The sequence below is a fragment of the Streptomyces sp. NBC_01384 genome (assembly GCF_045040035.1).
In the GTDB taxonomy this organism is placed as follows: domain Bacteria; phylum Actinomycetota; class Actinomycetes; order Streptomycetales; family Streptomycetaceae; genus Streptomyces.
Genome location: NZ_CP109559.1, coordinates 2,683,722 through 2,701,388, shown reverse-complemented (window position 1 = coordinate 2,701,388; position 17,667 = coordinate 2,683,722). Strand labels below are relative to the sequence as shown.

Here is a 17,667-nt window from a genome sequence, read left to right as displayed (position 1 = left end):
AAGAGCCGTAGTCGCAAGGAGTTCATGCCTGTGATACCGAGATGGCCGGCGCCCTGGGCGCGCCGTACCGCACCGCGCAGACGGGTCGCGGCCGTCGCCGTGGCCGCCCTCGCCGCAGCGTTTCTGCAACCGATCGCGGCGCGGGCGCAGACCCCGCCCGCGCCGCCCTCGGACGCGAAGCTCGCCGCCGAACCGGCCCGGCACGACGACACGCGCGAGCAGTTCTACTTCGTGATGCCGGATCGCTTCGCCAACGGGGACACGTCCAACGACAAGGGCGGTCTGACCGGTTCGCGGCTCGCCACCGGGTACGACCCCACCGACAAAGGGTTCTACCAGGGCGGCGACCTCAAGGGTCTGACCAAGAAGCTCGACTACATCAAGGGGCTCGGCACCACCGCCATCTGGATGGCGCCGATCTTCAAGAATCAGCCCGTGCAGGGCACCGGTGCCAATGCCTCGGCCGGGTACCACGGTTACTGGATCACCGACTTCACCCAGGTCGACCCGCACTTCGGCACCAACAAGGACCTCGAAACCCTCATCTCCAAGGCGCACGCCAAGGGCATGAAGGTCTTCTTCGACGTCATCACCAACCACACCGCCGACGTCGTCGACTATGAGCAGAAGTCCTACGACTACCTCTCCAAGGGTGCCTTCCCGTATCTGACCAAGGACGGGAAGCCCTTCGACGACGCCGACTACGCGGCGGGCGGCAAGAGCTTCCCCTCGGTCGGCACCGGCTCCTTCCCCCGTACGCCCGTCGTGTCTGCGGCCAAGAAGACCACCAAGGTCCCGTCCTGGCTCAACGACCCGACGATGTACCACAACCGCGGCGACTCCACCTACGAGGGCGAGTCCACCACCTACGGCGACTTCTCCGGCCTCGACGACCTGTGGACCGAGCGTCCCGAGGTCGTCAGCGGCATGGAGAAGATCTACGAGAAGTGGGTCAGGGACTTCGGTGTCGACGGCTTCCGGATCGACACCGTGAAGCACGTGAACATGGAGTTCTGGACACAGTGGGCCACCGCCCTCGACAAGTACGCGGCCGAACGCGGCCGGAAGAACTTCTTCATGTTCGGCGAGGTCTACTCCGCCGACACGTCGATCACTTCGCCGTACGTCACCCAGGGCCGCCTCGACGCCACGCTCGACTTCCCCTTCCAGGACGCGGCCCGCTCGTACGCCTCCCAGGGCGGCAGCGCCAAGAAGCTGGCCTCGGTCTTCGGTGACGACTACAAGTACACGACCGACAAGGCCAACGCGTACGAGCAGGTCACCTTCCTCGGCAACCACGACATGGGCCGCATCGGGTACTTCCTGAACCAGGACAACCCGAAGGCCACCGACGCGGAGTTGGTGAAGAAGGACGAGCTCGCCAATGAGCTGATGTTCCTCAGCCGTGGCAACCCCGTCGTCTACTACGGCGACGAACAGGGCTTCACCGGCGCGGGCGGCGACAAGGACGCCCGCCAGACGATGTTCGCCTCCAAGGTCGCCGACTACCTCGACGACGACGAGCTCGGCACGGACCGTACGCACGCGAGCGACGCCTACGACACGAAAGCACCGCTCTACAAGGAGATCGCCGCTCTCTCCAAGCTCCGCAAGGACAACCCCGCCCTCGCCGATGGAGCGCAGACCGAGCGATACGCGGCGGACGGCTCCGGGATCTACGCCTTCTCCCGCACGGGCGACGACAAGACCGAGTACCTGGTCGCCCTCAACAACGCGGGCGACGCGAAGACGGCGACCTTCGCGACCGGCTCCGCGGACATGACCTTCCAGGGGATCTACGGGACCTCTTCCCGGCTGACGAGCGACGCCGACAAGAACGTCACCGTCACCGTCCCGGCCGGTTCCGCCGTCGTCCTCAAGGCGGCCCGCCCGCTCGGCGCGCCCGCCGCGAAGCCCTCGCTGACCCTGAAGGCGCCCGACGCCGGCGCCACCGGCACCGTCGAGCTCGGCGCCGACGTCACCGGCGGTCAGCTCAACCGCGTCGTCTTCGCCGCCCAGGTCGGAGACGGCAGGTGGCAGACGCTCGGCTCCGCCGACCACGCCCCGTACAAGGTCACCCAGACCCTCGGCAAGGACGTACCGGCCGGAACCGCCCTGCGCTACAAGGCGGTGGTCGTCGACTCGGCCGGGCGCACGGCGAGCGCGACGGCCACGAGTACGAGCGGCACCCCGCCCACCGCCGAAGTCCCCACCGCCTCCTCGCGCGACTACGCGATCGTCCACTACAAGCGCACCGACGGCGACTACACCGACTGGCGGCTCTACGCCTGGGGCGACCTCGCCGACGGCGAGTCGACGACCTGGCCCGCGGGCCACGACTTCATCGGCCGGGACGCCTACGGGGCCTTCGCCTACGTGAAGTTGAAGCCGGGCGCGTCCAGTGTCGGCTTCCTCGTCATCGACAAGAACGGCAACAAGGACGTCGCCACCGACCGCACCATCGACGTCACCAAGACGGGCGAGGTCTGGGTCGAGCAGGGCAAGGAGGCCGTACAGACCCAGCGGCCCGACTACCCGGCGCAGGACACGACCAAAGCCGTCCTGCACTACCACCGCGCCGACGGCGACTACACCGGCTGGGGACTACACGTCTGGACCGGGGCCGCGACGCCCACGGACTGGTCCAAGCCCCTGGAGCCGGTGAAGACCGACGCCTATGGCGCTGTCTTCGAGGTGCCGCTCGCCGAGGGCGCCACCAGCCTCAGTTACATCCTCCACAAGGGCGACGAGAAGGACCTCCCGACCGACCAGTCGCTCGACCTCACCGCGAACGGCCACGAGGTGTGGCTGTTGAACGGCCAGGACAAGTACCTGCTCCCGCAGCCGGCCGGCAGCGCGGCCGCGCTCGACCTGACCACCTCCAAGGCGGTCTGGATCGACCGGAACACGGTCGCCTGGAACGGCTCCGACGCGGCCGTGTCCACCCAGCTGCTGTACTCCCACGACGGCTCGATCGCGGTCAAGGACGGGACGCTGACCAGCGACGACGAGCGGTGGCTGCGCCTCACCAAGACCACCCTCACGGACGCGCAGAAGGCCAGGTTCCCGCACCTCAAGGACTACACCGCCTGGTCTGTCGACCCGCGCGACCAGGGCCGGGTGAAGAAGGCCCTGAACGGTCAGATCGTCGCCTCGCAAAGGGCCGCGAACGGCGCTGTTCTGGCGGCCACGGGCGTCCAGATCGCCGGCGTACTCGACGATCTGTACGACGCGACCAAGGCACAGCTGGGTCCGACGTTCCGCGACGGCCGTCCCACGCTGGCCGTCTGGGCGCCCACCGCGCAGAGCGTCTCGCTGGAACTCGACGGCGCCACGGTCGCGATGCGCCGCAACGACACCACCGGCGTCTGGTCCGTCACCGGCGCGAAGTCCTGGAAGAACAAGCCCTACCGGTACATCGTGAAGGTGTGGGCGCCCACCGTCCGCAAGGTCGTCACCAACAAGGTCACCGACCCGTACTCGCTCGCCCTCACCGCCGACTCCGAGCGCAGTCTCGTCGTCGACCTGAAGGACAAGTCCCTCGCCCCGAGTGGCTGGTCGTCGCTGAAGAAGCCCCGAGCCGTGCCGCTGAAGGACGCGCAGATCCAGGAGCTGCACATCCGGGACTTCTCGGTGGCGGACAAGACCGTCCCCGCGAAGGACCAGGGCACCTACCTCGCCTTCACCGACAAGAACAGCGACGGGTCCAGGCACCTGCGGGCCCTCGCCAGGTCGGGCACCTCGTACGTCCACCTCCTGCCCGCCTTCGACATCGCCACCATCCCCGAGAAGAAGTCCGAACAGGCCACCACCGGCTGCGACCTCGCCTCCTACCCGGCCGACTCCCAGAAGCAGCAGGAGTGCGTCGCCGCGATCGCCGCGAAGGACGCCTACAACTGGGGCTACGACCCGTACCACTACACGGTCCCGGAGGGCTCGTACGCGACCGACCCGGACGGCACCGGCCGCACGGTCGAGTTCCGCAAGATGGTCAAGTCGCTGAACGAGGACGGCCTGCGGGTCGTCATGGACGTGGTCTACAACCACACCGCGGCCAGCGGGCAGGCGGACACGAGCGTGCTCGACAAGATCGTGCCCGGCTACTACCAGCGGCTGCTCGCCGACGGGTCCGTCGCCACCTCCACCTGCTGCGCCAACACAGCGACCGAGAACGCCATGATGGGCAAGCTGGTGGTGGACTCGATCGTCACCTGGGCCAAGGAGTACAAGGTCGACGGCTTCCGCTTCGACCTCATGGGGCACCACCCCAAGGCCAACATCCTCGCGGTCCGCAAGGCCCTCGACGCGCTGACCTTGGCGAAGGACGGGGTCGACGGGAAGAAGATCATCCTGTACGGCGAGGGCTGGAACTTCGGCGAGGTCGCCAACGACGCCCGTTTCGTGCAGGCCACCCAGAAGAACATGGCCGGGACGGGCATCGCGACCTTCTCCGACCGGGCACGCGACGCCGTACGCGGCGGCAGTCCCTTCGACGCGGACCCCGGCGTCCAGGGATTCGCCTCGGGGCTGTACACCGACCCCAACTCCTCCACCGCGAACGGCACTTCGGCCGAGCAGAAGGCCCGCCTGCTGCACTACCAGGACCTCATCAAGATCGGGCTCAGCGGCAATCTCGCCGCCTACCGGTTCACCGACACCGACGGCAAGGAGGTCAAGGGCGCCGAGGTCGACTACAACGGCCAGCCGGCCGGCTACGCGGACGCGCCCGGCGACGCCCTCGCGTACACCGACGCGCACGACAACGAGTCCCTGTACGACGCCCTCACCTACAAGCTGCCCGCCACGACCAGCGCGAGCGACCGGGCGCGGATGCAGGTCCTCGCCATGGCGACCGCCACCCTCTCACAGGGCCCGTCGCTCTCCCAGGCAGGCTCCGACCTGCTGCGTTCCAAGTCCCTCGACCGCAACTCGTTCGACAGCGGCGACTGGTTCAACGCCATCCACTGGGACTGCCGGGACGGCAACGGCTTCGGACGCGGGCTGCCGCCGGCGGCCGACAACGCGTCCAAGTGGCCCTACGCCACGCCCCTGTTGAGCACGGTCCAGGTGGGGTGCGCCCAGATCGAGGGCAGCTCGGCCGCGTACCAGGACCTGCAGCGGATCCGTACGACCGAGAGCGTCTTCTCGCTGTCCACCGCCGCGCAGGTGCAGTCGAAACTCTCCTTCCCGCTGTCCGGGAAGGACGAGACCCCCGGAGTGATCACGATGGAGCTCGGCGACCTCGTCGTCGTCTTCAACGCGACCCCCAAGGAGCAGGAGCAGACGGTCGGCGCCCTGGCCGGGACGGCGTACGCGCTGCACCCGGTGCAGGCGGCGGGCGCCGACCCTATCGTCAAATCCTCCTCCTACGAGGCGAAATCGGGCACGTTCGCCGTTCCGGGTCGCACTGTGGCGGTATTCACCCGGACCTCCTGAAAGGGCATTACCTTGGTGGGGCAGACCTCGAACCCCGGTCTGCCCCACCGGTGTGTCCAAGGGCTGACAGATGGACGTCAACGGCAAGCGGACAGACACGACCGTGCTGGTCGTGGACGATGTGGCGGCCAGCCGGTACGCCATGAGCGCCGTGCTGCGCCGCGCCGGTCACCAGGTCGTCCCGGTCGCCACCGGCTCCGAGGCGCTCGTCGAACTCGACGTACGACTGCGCAAGGGCACCCTGCCCGACGTGGCGCTCGTCGATGTGGAACTGCCGGACATGACCGGCTTCGAACTGTGCCGTCGGCTCAAGGCCCGGCCGCACATGGCCGGCCTGCCCGTCGTGCACTTCTCGGCCGCCGCCGTGGCTCCGGGCGACCGGTGCCGAGGCCTTGACGTGGGCGGCGAGGCGTATCTGACGGTGCCCGCCGAGCCCGAGGAGATCGACGCGGTGGTCCGGGCCGCGGTGCGCGCCGCGCGCCTCAGGGCCGACGACCAGGCGCTGGCACGGCGGCTGACGCGGCTGGCGGAGACGATCGTCACCATCCAGATGGCGCGCTCCCCGCAGGAACTCGCCGATGCCGCCGCCGACGGCGCCGCGCGGCTCACCGGCTCTCCCGCCGCCGTCTTCGTCCTCGGCCCGGACGACGAGCTGTACCGCGGCACCTCACGGGACCGCACCTCGCTCGCGATGCCCGACGAGGGCGCCCACCGGGCCGTGGCCGGTCTGCTCCGACGGCTCACCCGTGGGCAGGCCGGGGTGCAGATCACCACGGTGCCCGCGCCGCTGTGGCCCGCCGGGTTCTTCCGGCCGGGCGTGCAGCACGACGCCCGTCTGGCGCTGATCCCCATCCAGGAAGGCAAGGCCTCGGTGTGCCTCGCCACGCCCACCCGCGGTGTGCGCCGGGTGAACCCCGAGGACGAGGCCCTGGTGGCCCGGCTCGCCGAGGCCACCGCGCTCGCCGCCGAGCCGCTGCTCATGTACCAGGTCGAACGGCATGTCGCCCTCACCCTCCAGCACAGCTTCCTGCCCCAGCCGCACCGGCTGCCCGAGCTGCCGGGCGTCGACGTCGTGGTCCGGTACGTGCCCGCGTCCCAGGAGACCGAGATCGGCGGCGACTTCTACGCGGCCCTGCGCACCGGCGAGGGCGTGCTCACCGCGGTCGGCGACGTCGTCGGGCACTCGCTGGAGGCGGCCACCGTCATGGTCGAGATCAGGCACGCACTGCGCGCCTACAGCGTCGACGAGAGCGACCCGGCCGTACTCGCCGAGCGCCTCGACCGGATGCTCCAGCGCTACCACGCCGAGGTCACCGCCACCGTCTGCCTGGTTCTGATCGACCCCGCCACCGGACGCACCCGCATCGCCAACGCGGGCCACATCCCGCCGCTGATCATCAGGGACACCGGCAGCGCCGACTACGCCAAGGCCGCCGGCCCGCTGCTCGGTGTGGGTCTGCCCCACCCGTCGCCCACGGAGCTGTTCCTCGAACCCACCGACCGGCTCCTCATGGTCACCGACGGCCTGATCGAGACCCGGGGCACGGACCTGGCGGTGTCGATGGAGCATCTCCGCGCGGCCGCCACCGGCGCCCTGCCCGGCCTGGACGCCCTGTGCGACACGCTCCTCGCCTGCTTCGGTCACGACCGGGAGGACGACATCGCGCTGCTGGCGCTGCGGCTGGCTAGGGTGACCGGCACAGACACCTAGAACAGGAGTGCCCATGCCGAACATCACCGTCGAGCATTCCCCGGCTCTCGACCACGTCGACTGGCGCGCCTTCGCCCTCGCGCTGCACCCCGTGATCGTCGAGACCGCCGCCGCGCGGATCGAGGCGTGCAAGACGCGGACGCTGCGCACCGAGGACGAGGTGGTGGGAGCGGAGGCGGACGGGCACGCCATCGTGCACGTCACGTTCGCCCTGCTGGCCGGCCGCAGCGACGAGACCAAGGCGAAGCTCACCGAGGCCACCCTTGAGCTGCTGCGCAAGTACATCGAGCCCACCGACGGACTCGCGCTGCACCTGTCCGCCGAGGTGCGCGACCTCGACCCGTCGTACCGGAAGTACGTGGGGTAGTCGCTATGAGGCAGCGGGCGGCGAGGCCAGTGCGATCAACCGGACGGCGAGGTCGGTGAACGGCCCGTCGCCCGGGTCGCCCTTGAGCGCCTCGCGCAGCAGCGCGCCGAGCTCCTCGTCGTACGCGGCGCTCACCGCCGCCAGCGCCGCGAAGTCGTGCACGAGCTGCACCTCCAGCTCGCCGCGCGGAATCCGCCGCCCGTCCAGCCAGATCAGCGCCGTCGACTCGACGAGCGAGATCCACGAGCGGATCACCAGCTCCAGGCGGGCGGGCGGGTTCTCGATCCTCAGGTGCGCGAGGACCTGGACGTACGCGGCCTGCCGCACCCCGTCGACGAGCGCGTTGGTCTTGGACGAGCCGACCGCCGGACCACCGCGCATCAGCGCCGAGAAACCGGGCCCGTGGTCGTCCACGAAGTCGAAGAACCGGCGCATGACCCGCAGCAGCCGCGACCCGAGCGGCCCCTCCTGAGGCTCCACGAACCGGCTCGCGAGATCGTCCGAGGCGCGCTGCAACGCCGCCTCGTACAGGCTGAGTTTGCCGGGAAAGTAGTGGTAGACCAACGGCCGCGAGATGCCCGCGGCCGAGGCTATCTCGTCGATGGAGACCTCGTCCGGCGAGCGTCGGCTGAAGAGGTCGAGGGCGACGCCGATCAACTGCTGCCGCCGCTCCTCGACACCCATCCTGCGGCGTACCCCGGTTGTCATACGAACACCTTACCGATCGGATCAGCCCCGGAACGGGCCAGTTCGACCATGGTCGTTCACATGTCCAACACGATGCGATCACCGCGCGCCCGCGAAACACAGATCAGTATCGAGCCACCACGCTCCGCATCGATGAGCAGTTCGTCGCGGTGCTCGATCTCCCCTTCCAGCACCCGCTGTTGGCAGGTCCCGCAGAAGCCCTGCTCGCAGGAGTACACGGTGTCGGGCAGTTCGGCGCGTACGGCGGCGAGGACGGTGGCGCCGGTCGCCCCGGGCTCTGGCTAGCGCAGCCCGTTGACCTGCCGCCCGTCCGTCAGGGTCCCCTTCAACCCGGCCTCGGCCCCCTGCTTCGTCCGTACGGCGAGCAGCGCGCCTTGCGCCGACCCGCTCACCCCGCCCGTCGCGCTGATCGAGACGGTGTCCTTGCTGCCCGCGGCGAGCAGGTACCAGTCCCCGGTGCCGGACTTCCACAGCACGCCCGCCAGCACATGAGGGTCACGGACACCGCACGCGGGCGAGTTCTCGGCCTTCGCCGCGACCGCGCCGTACGTCCCGCCCGGCGTGTGGAACTGGGCCAGGACGCGGGTGCCGTCGCCCCGCCAGGTGTCGGCCCGCGTGCACACCCAGGCCGCCGTCCCGCTCGCGTCGGGCAGCGGCTGCCGCGCGTACTGCCAGGCGTTCACGGACCGCACGCCCTCGGAGCGCACCGCGGCCAGTGAGCAGGCGAACGGCGCCCAGTTCTGCAGGCCCGCAGGGCCGGCCGCCTCGTGGGGTGCCGAGGGCGACCCCGAGGTGAGGTGGGCCGGGATCAGCTCACCGAGGTCGGTCAGCAGGTGCGGGCCGGAGGCGTCGGTCAGCTGCATGACGTTCCACGAGGTGCAGGCGCCGGTCGGGGACGGGCCGGCCAGCGGGGTGGTGACGCCGTCGGCCGCGAGGGTGAGCGCCGTCGGGGCGGCGGCCGGCTTCATCAGGTCGCGCTCGACGGCCCTGGTCACCCAGGGGGCGGTCAGATAGCGGACGTTGCTGTCGGCCCGGTCCAGGACCAGGGCGTCCGCCTCGGCCCCGCCCGCGCCGTCGACCCGGGCGAAGTCGAGGGCCGCGCCGCCCGTGCCGTCGCGCGGCTCGGCGTACCGGGCGATGCGCAGCCCGTCGTAGAACAGCACCACGCGCGCCTGGTCCACATCACCGGCGTACAGCAGCTGCGGCGGTCCGGCCGGGGCGCCCGACGGGGTGCCGGGCGTCGCCGAGACCTGCACGGACGCGCCGGGCCGGGCCCAGACGGCGAGCGCCCGGCGCAGCAGCGCGGTGTCCCCGGCGAGATTGCCGCGCGCGGGCCACACGGAGAAGTCGGTGCGCGCCGATGACCGCCACACCGCCGGGGCGACTCGTGTCACCTTCCCCGGGTCGAGGGCGGCCTCGGCGGCCGGGTTCTGCGCGTACGAGGGGGCCGCGGCGCCGTCGGGTCCCCAGCCGCCGCCGGGCAGGGCGAGCAGCGCACCGCAGACGGCCGCCGCGGCGGTGGCGGCGAGCGCGGCCTTCATGTGCTGTCTGCGCCGCATCAGGTCGGTGGGCCGGGCGTGCAGTGAACAGGGGTCGAACTCGGGGGAGAGGAGCAGGGCGTCCTGGGCCTCGACGCCGCCCGCCTCCTTGAGCGCCGCGCCCGGGTCGCCGACGCCCGCCGTCGTCAGCACCTTGCGTACATCGGTGTCGGGCAGCTTCTCGAGGCCGCGTAGTACGTAGGCGGCGCGGGCGGGGCCGGACAGGGCGGACAGCCGCTGGTCCAGGGCGAGTTCGTCGGCGCCGCCGGAGCGCGGGAAGAGCCTGAGGCCCCACACCTGGGGCAGCAGCGGGGGCAGTTGGGAGCGCTTGGGCCACGCGACGCGGCGCAGCGGCAGGCCCGCCTCCAGTGCCGTACGCACGACCTGGAGGCGTACGAGGGCGTAGCCGGGGTCGCCGTTGCGGCCGGTGGCCTGGGCCGGGATCACGGGTGTGGAGGTGCGTCCCCGGGGGAGCGCGCGCTGGGTGAGGGCGTGCGCGGTCAGCACCCGTCGGTTGCGGCCGAGGCTCGGCGGCAGCACCAGATAGGCGAGCCGGACGAGCCGCGGGTAGTGCTCGACGAGGGCGGCCTCGGCCTGCTCGACGTCGACGACCGGTCCTGAGGAGGCTGTGGGGAGCGGGGCTACATCCTGTGACTGCACGTTCAGCCAAACGAGCGTAGCGGTGGATGGTCACCGCGGGGCCGGAAGCCCGGAGGGGGCGTGTTCCGCCTCCGGGTCCAGCGCTGGTCGAGCGAGGTTCGCCATCGACCGCTCGTCGAACGTCGCCCAGGCCGCCGCCGTACGCTCTTCCCAGTCTTCGTTCACGGCGGCACCTTCGCACCCACGTGCCCGCGACGGCATCGGTATTCCCACACGGTGCCTTTCCGTCCGTAACGGGGGCGATTGAGCGCTGGAGGCGCCGGAGCCGTATCGAAGGCCAGGGCCCTCGCCGGGGCTCTCGACGGCGTGGGCGCCGACAGGCACCGGAGGAACGTATGAGGTTGACACGCGAAAAGCTGAGCGGGCACGGCCTTGCGGTCGTCGCGGCCGCGGCCCTGCTGGCGCTGACCGGCTGCGGCGGGTCGGGCGGGGGAGGTGCCAAGAGCGACTCGGCCGACCAGGTCCCGGCCACGGCGACCGGCAGTCTGGAGGATCTGGCGGCCGAGGTGAAATGCAAGCCGGACATACAGACGGACGCCGACGAGATCCGCCAGGCGATCTGCAAGAACACCGACGGCAAGTTCATCCTCGCCACCTTCGCCACCGATCGCGGCCAGCGCGAGTGGATCAACGATGCGAAGGACTACGGGGGGTTCTACCTCGTCGGCGCCAAGTGGGTCGCTGTCGCCGACCAGAAGGTGGTCACGGCGCTGCGCGGCACGCTCGGCGGTGACCTGGAGGTCGGGACCGACCACCATGCCCACACCCACAGCGGCTGAGCCGCACACACGGCACACAGAAGGCCGGTGGCGGGATCTCCCGCCACCGGCCTTCTTCAGTGGGTCACTTCACCGGTTCAGTGGATCACTGGCACCTCTGCCCGGTGTTGATGCAGTTGGCGATCTTGTTCGCCAGGCCACCGGTCGTGACGCTGATGAAGTCGTCGTGGTCGGTCGCCGACTTGTGGAGCTGCTCCGGGAAGCCGTCCACCGCGAACGCGTTCTTCACCACGCCGTTCTGGAGGACCGGCGGCGTGATCTTGTAGACGAGGCGCATCGTCAGCTGCGGGATCGCCTTGAAGCCGTTGCCGCAGACGCCGCTCGCGGGGTCGGGGAAGGCTACGTGCGTGCGGTGGTTGGCGCTGTCGATGTTCTGGCCGTCCCAGCAGCTCTGGAAGGCGAACGTGCGGACCACGTTGCTGCCCTGCGGGCAGATCGGGTACTGCGTCGTCAGCTGGACCTTGTTCTCGAAGCCGGTGCAGCTCCAGTGCGCGTTGGCGTTCGCCAGACCGTTGGTGGTGGTCTTGGCGTCACCGGTGATGATGCGCAGGAACTGCGGCATCGCGACGACCTTGCTGGCCGGGCTGCCGACGTACTTGATCTGCGCCTGTACGGGCGTCAGGATCTTGCCGACGTTGCCTTCCTTGCCACCGCCGAGCGCGTTCTGGTCGACCTCCTGCTGGCCGTCCTGGACACGGACCACCGGCCAGTAGTACGCCGACAGGTCGTTCTTGTTCTGGCAGCTGGTCCCGCCCTGCAGGAACGTGTTGTTGCTGGAGAACGCGTTGACCTTCTGGTTGCCGACGTAGTCGTGCACGTGGTGCGCGCCGTCGGTCACGCCGGGCGCCACGATCACGTTGTCGCTGTTGTGGTTCTTGTTCGCGTTCACACCGCACCGGGTGATGAACACACCGGTCGAGGCGTTGCCGCTCTTCTGCGGCTTCGCCAGGACGTTCGGTGCGACCTTCGTGATGTCGACGAAGTCCGCGGCGACGGGACCGTTTCCGGCCTGACCGCCGATGTTGGCCGGTGCCGCGGCCGACGCGCTCGCGCTCGGAGCCGCACTGGCCGCGGCGCCGCCGTTGTTCTGCTGGCCGCCGTTGTTCTGGCCACCGGCGGTGGTCTGGGCCTGGTTGGCCGCGGCGCCGGTGCAGGTGGCGAGACCGTCCAGCGAGCTCGGGGCGGCAGCGCCGACCCGCGAGAAGTCGATCTTGATTCGGCCGATGACCGCGGTCCGCTTGTCCTTGAGCGGCGACAGGATCGCGTTCTGGACGAAGCCCGGGTCGTTGGCCTGGGCCTGACGCGACGAGGCCAGCCGGGCGTACGCCTCGGTGATCTGCTTGTCGAGCGTGGCCAGCTCCGTGTCGACGTTCGACTTGGCGTTGGCGGGCACGCTGGTCAGCTGCTGCCCGATGTCGGGGCAGGAGATGGTGGCGACCTGGGCGGCGGCGGACTTCGTGGTGTTCGGGCTCGAGTTGGTCTCGTGCGCCGAGGCGTAGAAATTCGCCCAGATCAATCCGCCCCCACCGATCGCGAGGGCTGCAGATGCAGCAACCGCGCGAACAGCCAGCGGCGAACGTCGTTTTCTTGTATTGCGTCCCATGGAACTCCTCTGACTTCCTTGCGGGGCATCGAGGCGCCCGACAGGAGTGAAGCGGCGCCCATCAGTACGCGGGTGACTCCTGAGGTGTTCAGAAACCTCGGAAAATCTTAGAAGTTCGTGAGGCCATTTCCGGCGCAATGGGCTCAGAAGCGTACGTTTTTCGGGGAGTTGATCTACGAAATCGGGTTTGAATGATATTCAACAACGCCGCCGGCCACTTCTCCCTCGTCCTCCCCGGGCTCTCCCTCACTGGCTGCCGTGATCCAAATACGCCAGTACGGCGAGTACGCGCCGGTTGTCATCATCGGACACCTCTAGCCCCAACTTGGTGAAGATGTTGGAGGTGTGCTTGGCGATCGCCCGTTCTGTGACCACGAGTTGGGCGGCGATCGCCGCGTTCGACCGCCCCTGCGCCATCAGTTCGAGCACCTCCAGCTCGCGCGGGGTGAGCCGCCCGAGCGGATGGCCGGCGTGCGAGCGGCGGTCCAGCAGCTGCTGGATGACTTGCGGGTCCATGGCGGTCCCGCCCGCCGCGACCCGCCGCACGGCGTCGATGAACTGCTCCGCGTCGAACACCCGGTCCTTGAGGAGATAACCGACCCCGCCCGTGCCGTCGGCCAGCAACTCCCGTGCGTACAACCGCTCCACGTGCTGGGAGAGCACGAGCACCGGCAGCCCCGGCCGCTCCCGACGGGCCCGGAGCGCGCACTGCAGCCCCTCGTCCGTGTACGAGGGCGGCAGCCGTACGTCGACCACGGCGACGTCCGGCGTCAACTCGGCCAGCGCCCGGCTGAGTTCGGGCCCGCTCTCGACGGCGGCGGCGATCTCGAAGCCGTACGCCTCAAGCATCCGGACCAGTCCGTCGCGCAGCAGGAACAGGTCTTCGGCTAGGACAACGCGCAAGGGATCTCCATGGTCACCATGGTGGGACCGCCCGCGGGGCTGCTGACGGCCAGGACGCCGTCGAATGTACCGAGCCGCCGCTCGACCCCGGCCAGCCCCGAGCCCGCGCCGATCCGCGCGCCGCCCTTCCCGTCGTCGGTGACCGTGATGCGGAGCATTCCGTCCGCGTGCTGGAGGTCGGCCCAGAGGCGCTCGGCACCGGAGTGCTTGACCACGTTGGTCAGCACCTCACTGACGGCGAAGTACGCGGCGGATTCGACGGGCGCGTCGGCACGGCCGTTCATGCTGACGTCCACCTCGCAGGCGAGGGGCAGCCGCAGCGCCAACGCCCTTACGGCGTCGCCGAGTCCCGGGGGTCTGGGGGCGAAGCCCCAGGGCAAGGAGGGGATGGGGCGGGTAGCGGCGGCGGGGGCGAAGGGCCCTGGGCTTCACAGGGCGAGTAGCTTCGCCTCCAGGTCCGGGGGCAGGCCCACCGGGGGGCGGCCAGGTCGTTGGGGAGCCACCCCGCCGATGCTCCGGAGCCAGGCCCAGGTGTCCGCGACCGTTTCGGAGACGGGGCGGCAGAGCAGGCCGGCGGCGACCGCACGCGAGACATCGGCACCGTGCAGTGCGTCATGCATGTCACTCCCGGCCGGCACCCACACCGGCAACTGCGTCCACGGCTGAATCCCGGCGCCGAGAATCACGGAGGGCTCGGTCCAGCGGAGCTCCGCCCGAGCCCCCGTGACCTGGACACACGCATCGAGCAGCTCGCCCATCGTCGTATGCCCCTGGGGACTCATCAGGTTGTACGCCCCGCTCGCCTGCCGTTCCGCCGCCCCGAGGATCCAGTCCGCGAGGTCACGGACATCGACGTACTGGAGCGGCAGAGACCGGGGTCCGGGCGCCGGCACGGGACCGCCCCGCGCGAGACGGGTCAGCCACCACGGCAGCCGCCCGATGTTCTCGTACGGCCCGAGGATCAGCCCGGACCGTACGAGAACCGACCGCTCCGCGCCGAAGGCGGAGACGGCGGCCAGCTCGCCGCCCAGTTTGTCGCGCGCGTAGTCGGTCTGTTCGGCGTCCTCGGACGCCCCTGCCACGAGGGGCGCGTCCTCGGCGTACCCGGCGGGCGGGGCCCAGGCGTAGACCGAGCAGCTCGACACATACACATACCGCCCGGCCCGGCCGGCCAGCAGCCGCGCCGTGTCGCGGACGGCCCGCGGCGCCGCCGACCAGGTGTCGACGACGACATCCCACTCACCCTCGGTGGAGGCGTCGGCGAGCGCCGCGAGCCCGTCGGGAGCGGTGCGGTCACCCAGCAACGACCGCACCCCGGCGGGAGGTTCGCGGCGCCCCCGGTGGAAGATGGTCACCTCCCAGCCACGGCCGACCGCCGCCTCCACCACGGCGCGCCCCGCGAAGTCCGTACCGCCCAGCATCAGCAGTTTCAAAGGCGTCATGTTCAAAGACTTCATACGGACGACTCTGCCCGGACGGCCCGCCGGACGGAACGGGAATCTGCTGACAGAAGATCCGCGGATCCTGTTCAGCGGTGCAGGTCAACGACCCGTCGGGGGCGCGTACTTGTACCCGACCCGCCGTACCGTCTGGATCGCCTGCCGGTGCTGCGCGCCGAGCTTGCGCCGCAGTCGCGCGACGTGGACGTCGACGGTCCGCCCGTCGCCCACGTGCCCATAGCCCCACACCGTGCTGACCAACTGGTCGCGGGTGTGCACCCGGTGCGGATGCGCGACGAGGTGCGCGAGCAGCTCGAACTCCAGGTAGGTGAGGTCGAGCGGCCGTCCGTCGACCTCGGCGGTGCGCTGTACGGAGTCGATGCGGACGAGCGGGTCGCCTCCGGCGGCGGACTCCGCCTCCGCGTCCGGCGCCGACGGCCGGTCCTGGACGGCGACCGGCAGCGGCAGCAGGGGCTGCTGGTCGGCCGGTACGAGGAGCAGGTAGCCGATCATCGGCGGCCGGCCCGGCAGTACGGGCAGGGTGTGCGCGGGCGCGGGCAGCCAGGTGGCGCCCGGCGGCAGGAAGTCCGTGACGTCGACGATCTCGTCCCGGTCGACGGCACGCAGTCGGTGGCGCCCGGAGCCGGTTGCGGGCGTCGTCGGGGTGGGGGAGGCCGCGGCGGAGGAGAAGGTACGGGTGTTCGCCATGAGAGGTCAGCTCTTTCGCGCGAGAGGTTCGTCGGGAAGGTCGACGACCGCGAGTTCGTGGTCGGGGCCGTCGAGGACGTACGTCGTGCGCGCTGGCCGAAGGCCGGGGTGTACGGCTTTAGAGGGCCGGCGCGTTCATCGCGCGGCAACACACCCGGTCGAAGTCGTGATGCTGACGGGAAGGCCAGAAGGGCTCCAGGTCGGGACGACCCGTCGCGGTGTACTTCTGGAAGCTGGCCATACCCCCATTGAAGCAGAAGCCGGCGCCGGGCAGGAGTCTCCTCTCACAGGTCGGACGCGTCCTTGGCGGGAACTTGACGTGGTGTACGGCAACGCGAAGGGGCGCCCACCGAAAAGGTGGACGCCCCTCGCAGGAGTTTCCCAGGCGTCCCGCGGGAGTGCGGGACGGTGCGGTCCCGTGCGGGACGGTCGGATCAGACCTGGCCGGTCTTCTCCAGGGCGGTGCAGCAGGTGTCGACGATCAGGCGCGTCACGACGTACGGGTCGACGTTCGCGTTCGGACGGCGGTCCTCGATGTAGCCCTTGCCGTCCTTCTCGACCTGCCACGGGATACGGACCGAGGCGCCGCGGTTGGAGACGCCGTAGGAGTACTCGTTCCACGGGGCGGTCTCGTGCAGTCCGGTCAGGCGGTCGTCGATGCCGGCGCCGTAGTTCTTGACGTGGTCGAGCGGCTTCGAGCCCTCGCCCAGCGACTCGCACGCGGTGATGATCGCGTCGTAGCCCTCGCGCATCGCCTTGGTGGAGAAGTTGGTGTGCGCGCCGGCGCCGTTCCAGTCGCCCTTGACCGGCTTGGGGTCGAGGGTGGCGGAGATGTTGAAGTCCTCGGCGGTGCGGTAGAGCAGCCAGCGGGCCACCCACAGCTGGTCGGAGACCTCGAGCGGAGACAGCGGGCCGACCTGGAACTCCCACTGGCCGGGCATGACCTCGGCGTTGATGCCGGAGATGCCCAGACCCGCCTTGAGGCAGTTCTCCAGGTGCGCCTCGACGACGTCACGGCCGAAGATCTCGTCCGCGCCGACACCGCAGTAGTAGCCGCCCTGCGGGGCCGGGAAGCCGCCGACGGGGAAGCCGAGCGGGCGCTCCCCGTCGAAGAAGGTGTACTCCTGCTCGATGCCGAAGATCGACTCCTGCGCGGCGAACTTCTCCGCGACCTCGGCCAGCGCGGCACGGGTGTTGGACTCGTGCGGCGTCATGTCGATGTTCAGGACCTCGCACATGACGAGGACGTGGTCGCCGCCGCGGATCGGGTCCGGGAAGGTGGCAACGGGCTTGAGTACGCGGTCGGAGGCGTGCCCCTCGGCCTGGTTCGTGGAAGACCCGTCGAAGCCCCAGATCGGCAGCTCGGCACCCTTGGCGTCGTCGCTCAGTATCTTCGTCTTGGAACGGAGCTTGGCCGTCGGCTCGGTGCCGTCGATCCAGATGTACTCAGCCTTGAAGGTCACGGGCCACATCCTTCGGGGGTGGGTCTCTAGGCGCACTGCGGGTGCTGCGGCGCTGCGACACTGGGGCGCTGCGGTGATGCCCGGCAGCCTGTCAACAGGCGATTTCCCGAACATTGCTCGAATGTGAACCCCGTGTTACCTGGTGCCTCTGTGCTGCGACTCACTCGCTGAGAGCGATTCGCGACCGCTATCAGCGGCCCGCTCCCGCGATCCGTGAGCACCGGCGTCCGCCCACCGTGATCCTCCCGGCCCGGGGGCGGCGGCTCGTATGCGATGGGTTTGCGGGCGCGCACCGGGTTCCGTCGAAGGGCCGCTGGGCAGTCGCGTGACGCCTTGGGACGGCTCATGACGC

At 70.1% G+C, this 17,667-nt stretch carries 12 protein-coding genes and 2 pseudogenes; 4 read left to right on the top strand and 10 right to left on the bottom strand.

Annotated features, from left to right (window positions below; genetic code table 11):
* The first annotated feature begins 30 nt into the window (after positions 1-30).
* The 3 genes from pulA to OG747_RS12195 all read left to right on the top strand — a co-directional run bounded on the left by pulA (position 31) and on the right by OG747_RS12195 (position 7,514).
* The gene (gene pulA / locus OG747_RS12205) at positions 31-5,436 is read left to right on the top strand and encodes a pullulanase-type alpha-1,6-glucosidase (RefSeq protein WP_405885516.1); all 5,406 of its coding nucleotides are present in this window, start codon (positions 31-33) and stop codon (positions 5,434-5,436) included.
* A 70-nt stretch (positions 5,437-5,506) separates the two neighbouring features.
* Positions 5,507-7,147: a SpoIIE family protein phosphatase gene (locus OG747_RS12200; protein ID WP_405879339.1), complete on the top strand. Its 1,641-nt coding sequence runs from the start codon at positions 5,507-5,509 to the stop codon at positions 7,145-7,147.
* 13 nt (positions 7,148-7,160) lie between these two features.
* Entirely contained in the window at positions 7,161-7,514 is a 354-nt protein-coding gene (locus tag OG747_RS12195) for a 5-carboxymethyl-2-hydroxymuconate Delta-isomerase (protein WP_405879338.1), read from the top strand.
* Positions 7,515-7,517: 3 nt separating this feature from the next.
* Here the strand turns inward: OG747_RS12195 and OG747_RS12190 are convergent, their stop codons facing one another.
* From OG747_RS12190 to OG747_RS12175, 4 genes and pseudogenes are all read right to left on the bottom strand, one after another.
* Complete coding sequence (locus tag OG747_RS12190) at positions 7,518-8,222, bottom strand: TetR/AcrR family transcriptional regulator (RefSeq protein WP_405879337.1); 705 nt, start codon at positions 8,220-8,222, stop codon at positions 7,518-7,520.
* Between the two features lie 56 nt (positions 8,223-8,278).
* Positions 8,279-8,482, bottom strand: a pseudogene (locus OG747_RS12185) (2Fe-2S iron-sulfur cluster-binding protein); the annotation flags it as partial.
* A 21-nt stretch (positions 8,483-8,503) separates the two neighbouring features.
* Positions 8,504-10,420, bottom strand: coding sequence for a hypothetical protein (locus OG747_RS12180; protein WP_405879336.1), 1,917 nt, complete (start codon positions 10,418-10,420; stop codon positions 8,504-8,506).
* A gap of 30 nt (positions 10,421-10,450) precedes the next feature.
* Positions 10,451-10,585, bottom strand: coding sequence for a hypothetical protein (locus OG747_RS12175; RefSeq protein WP_405879335.1), 135 nt, complete (start codon positions 10,583-10,585; stop codon positions 10,451-10,453).
* Positions 10,586-10,755: 170 nt separating this feature from the next.
* On the opposite strand from OG747_RS12175, the gene OG747_RS12170 reads away from it, so the two are divergent.
* On the top strand, positions 10,756-11,199 hold the full coding sequence (locus OG747_RS12170) for a hypothetical protein (protein ID WP_405879334.1): 444 nt from the start codon (positions 10,756-10,758) through the stop codon (positions 11,197-11,199).
* A gap of 85 nt (positions 11,200-11,284) precedes the next feature.
* Here the strand turns inward: OG747_RS12170 and OG747_RS12165 are convergent, their stop codons facing one another.
* The 6 genes and pseudogenes from OG747_RS12165 to glnII all read right to left on the bottom strand — a co-directional run bounded on the left by OG747_RS12165 (position 11,285) and on the right by glnII (position 17,315).
* The gene (locus OG747_RS12165) at positions 11,285-12,802 is read right to left on the bottom strand and encodes a DUF1996 domain-containing protein (RefSeq protein WP_405879333.1); all 1,518 of its coding nucleotides are present in this window, start codon (positions 12,800-12,802) and stop codon (positions 11,285-11,287) included.
* 246 nt (positions 12,803-13,048) lie between these two features.
* On the bottom strand, positions 13,049-13,705 hold the full coding sequence (locus tag OG747_RS12160; protein WP_405879332.1) for a LuxR C-terminal-related transcriptional regulator: 657 nt from the start codon (positions 13,703-13,705) through the stop codon (positions 13,049-13,051).
* Positions 13,690-14,055 (bottom strand): annotated as a pseudogene (locus OG747_RS12155) (sensor histidine kinase); the annotation flags it as partial. The gene OG747_RS12160 and the pseudogene OG747_RS12155, both read right to left, overlap by 16 nt.
* A gap of 78 nt (positions 14,056-14,133) precedes the next feature.
* Complete coding sequence (locus OG747_RS12150) at positions 14,134-15,126, bottom strand: NAD-dependent epimerase/dehydratase family protein (protein WP_405885515.1); 993 nt, start codon at positions 15,124-15,126, stop codon at positions 14,134-14,136.
* 120 nt (positions 15,127-15,246) lie between these two features.
* On the bottom strand, positions 15,247-15,852 hold the full coding sequence (locus tag OG747_RS12145; protein ID WP_405879331.1) for a winged helix-turn-helix domain-containing protein: 606 nt from the start codon (positions 15,850-15,852) through the stop codon (positions 15,247-15,249).
* A 434-nt stretch (positions 15,853-16,286) separates the two neighbouring features.
* The gene (gene glnII / locus OG747_RS12140) at positions 16,287-17,315 is read right to left on the bottom strand and encodes a glutamine synthetase (RefSeq protein ID WP_405879330.1); all 1,029 of its coding nucleotides are present in this window, start codon (positions 17,313-17,315) and stop codon (positions 16,287-16,289) included.
* Positions 17,316-17,667 lie beyond the last annotated feature (352 nt).

Bases quoted from the DNA above. Each gene is read 5' to 3' on its own strand.
- OG747_RS12200 (WP_405879339.1), top strand. From the start codon at position 5,507: ATGGACGTCAACGGCAAGCGGACAGACACGACCGTGCTGGTCGTGGAC.
- OG747_RS12195 (WP_405879338.1), top strand. From the start codon at position 7,161: ATGCCGAACATCACCGTCGAGCATTCCCCGGCTCTCGACCACGTCGAC.
- OG747_RS12190 (WP_405879337.1), bottom strand. From the start codon at position 8,222: ATGACAACCGGGGTACGCCGCAGGATGGGTGTCGAGGAGCGGCGGCAG.
- OG747_RS12170 (WP_405879334.1), top strand. From the start codon at position 10,756: ATGAGGTTGACACGCGAAAAGCTGAGCGGGCACGGCCTTGCGGTCGTC.
- OG747_RS12165 (WP_405879333.1), bottom strand. From the start codon at position 12,802: ATGGGACGCAATACAAGAAAACGACGTTCGCCGCTGGCTGTTCGCGCG.
- OG747_RS12150 (WP_405885515.1), bottom strand. From the start codon at position 15,126: ATGCTGGGCGGTACGGACTTCGCGGGGCGCGCCGTGGTGGAGGCGGCG.
- OG747_RS12145 (WP_405879331.1), bottom strand. From the start codon at position 15,852: ATGGCGAACACCCGTACCTTCTCCTCCGCCGCGGCCTCCCCCACCCCG.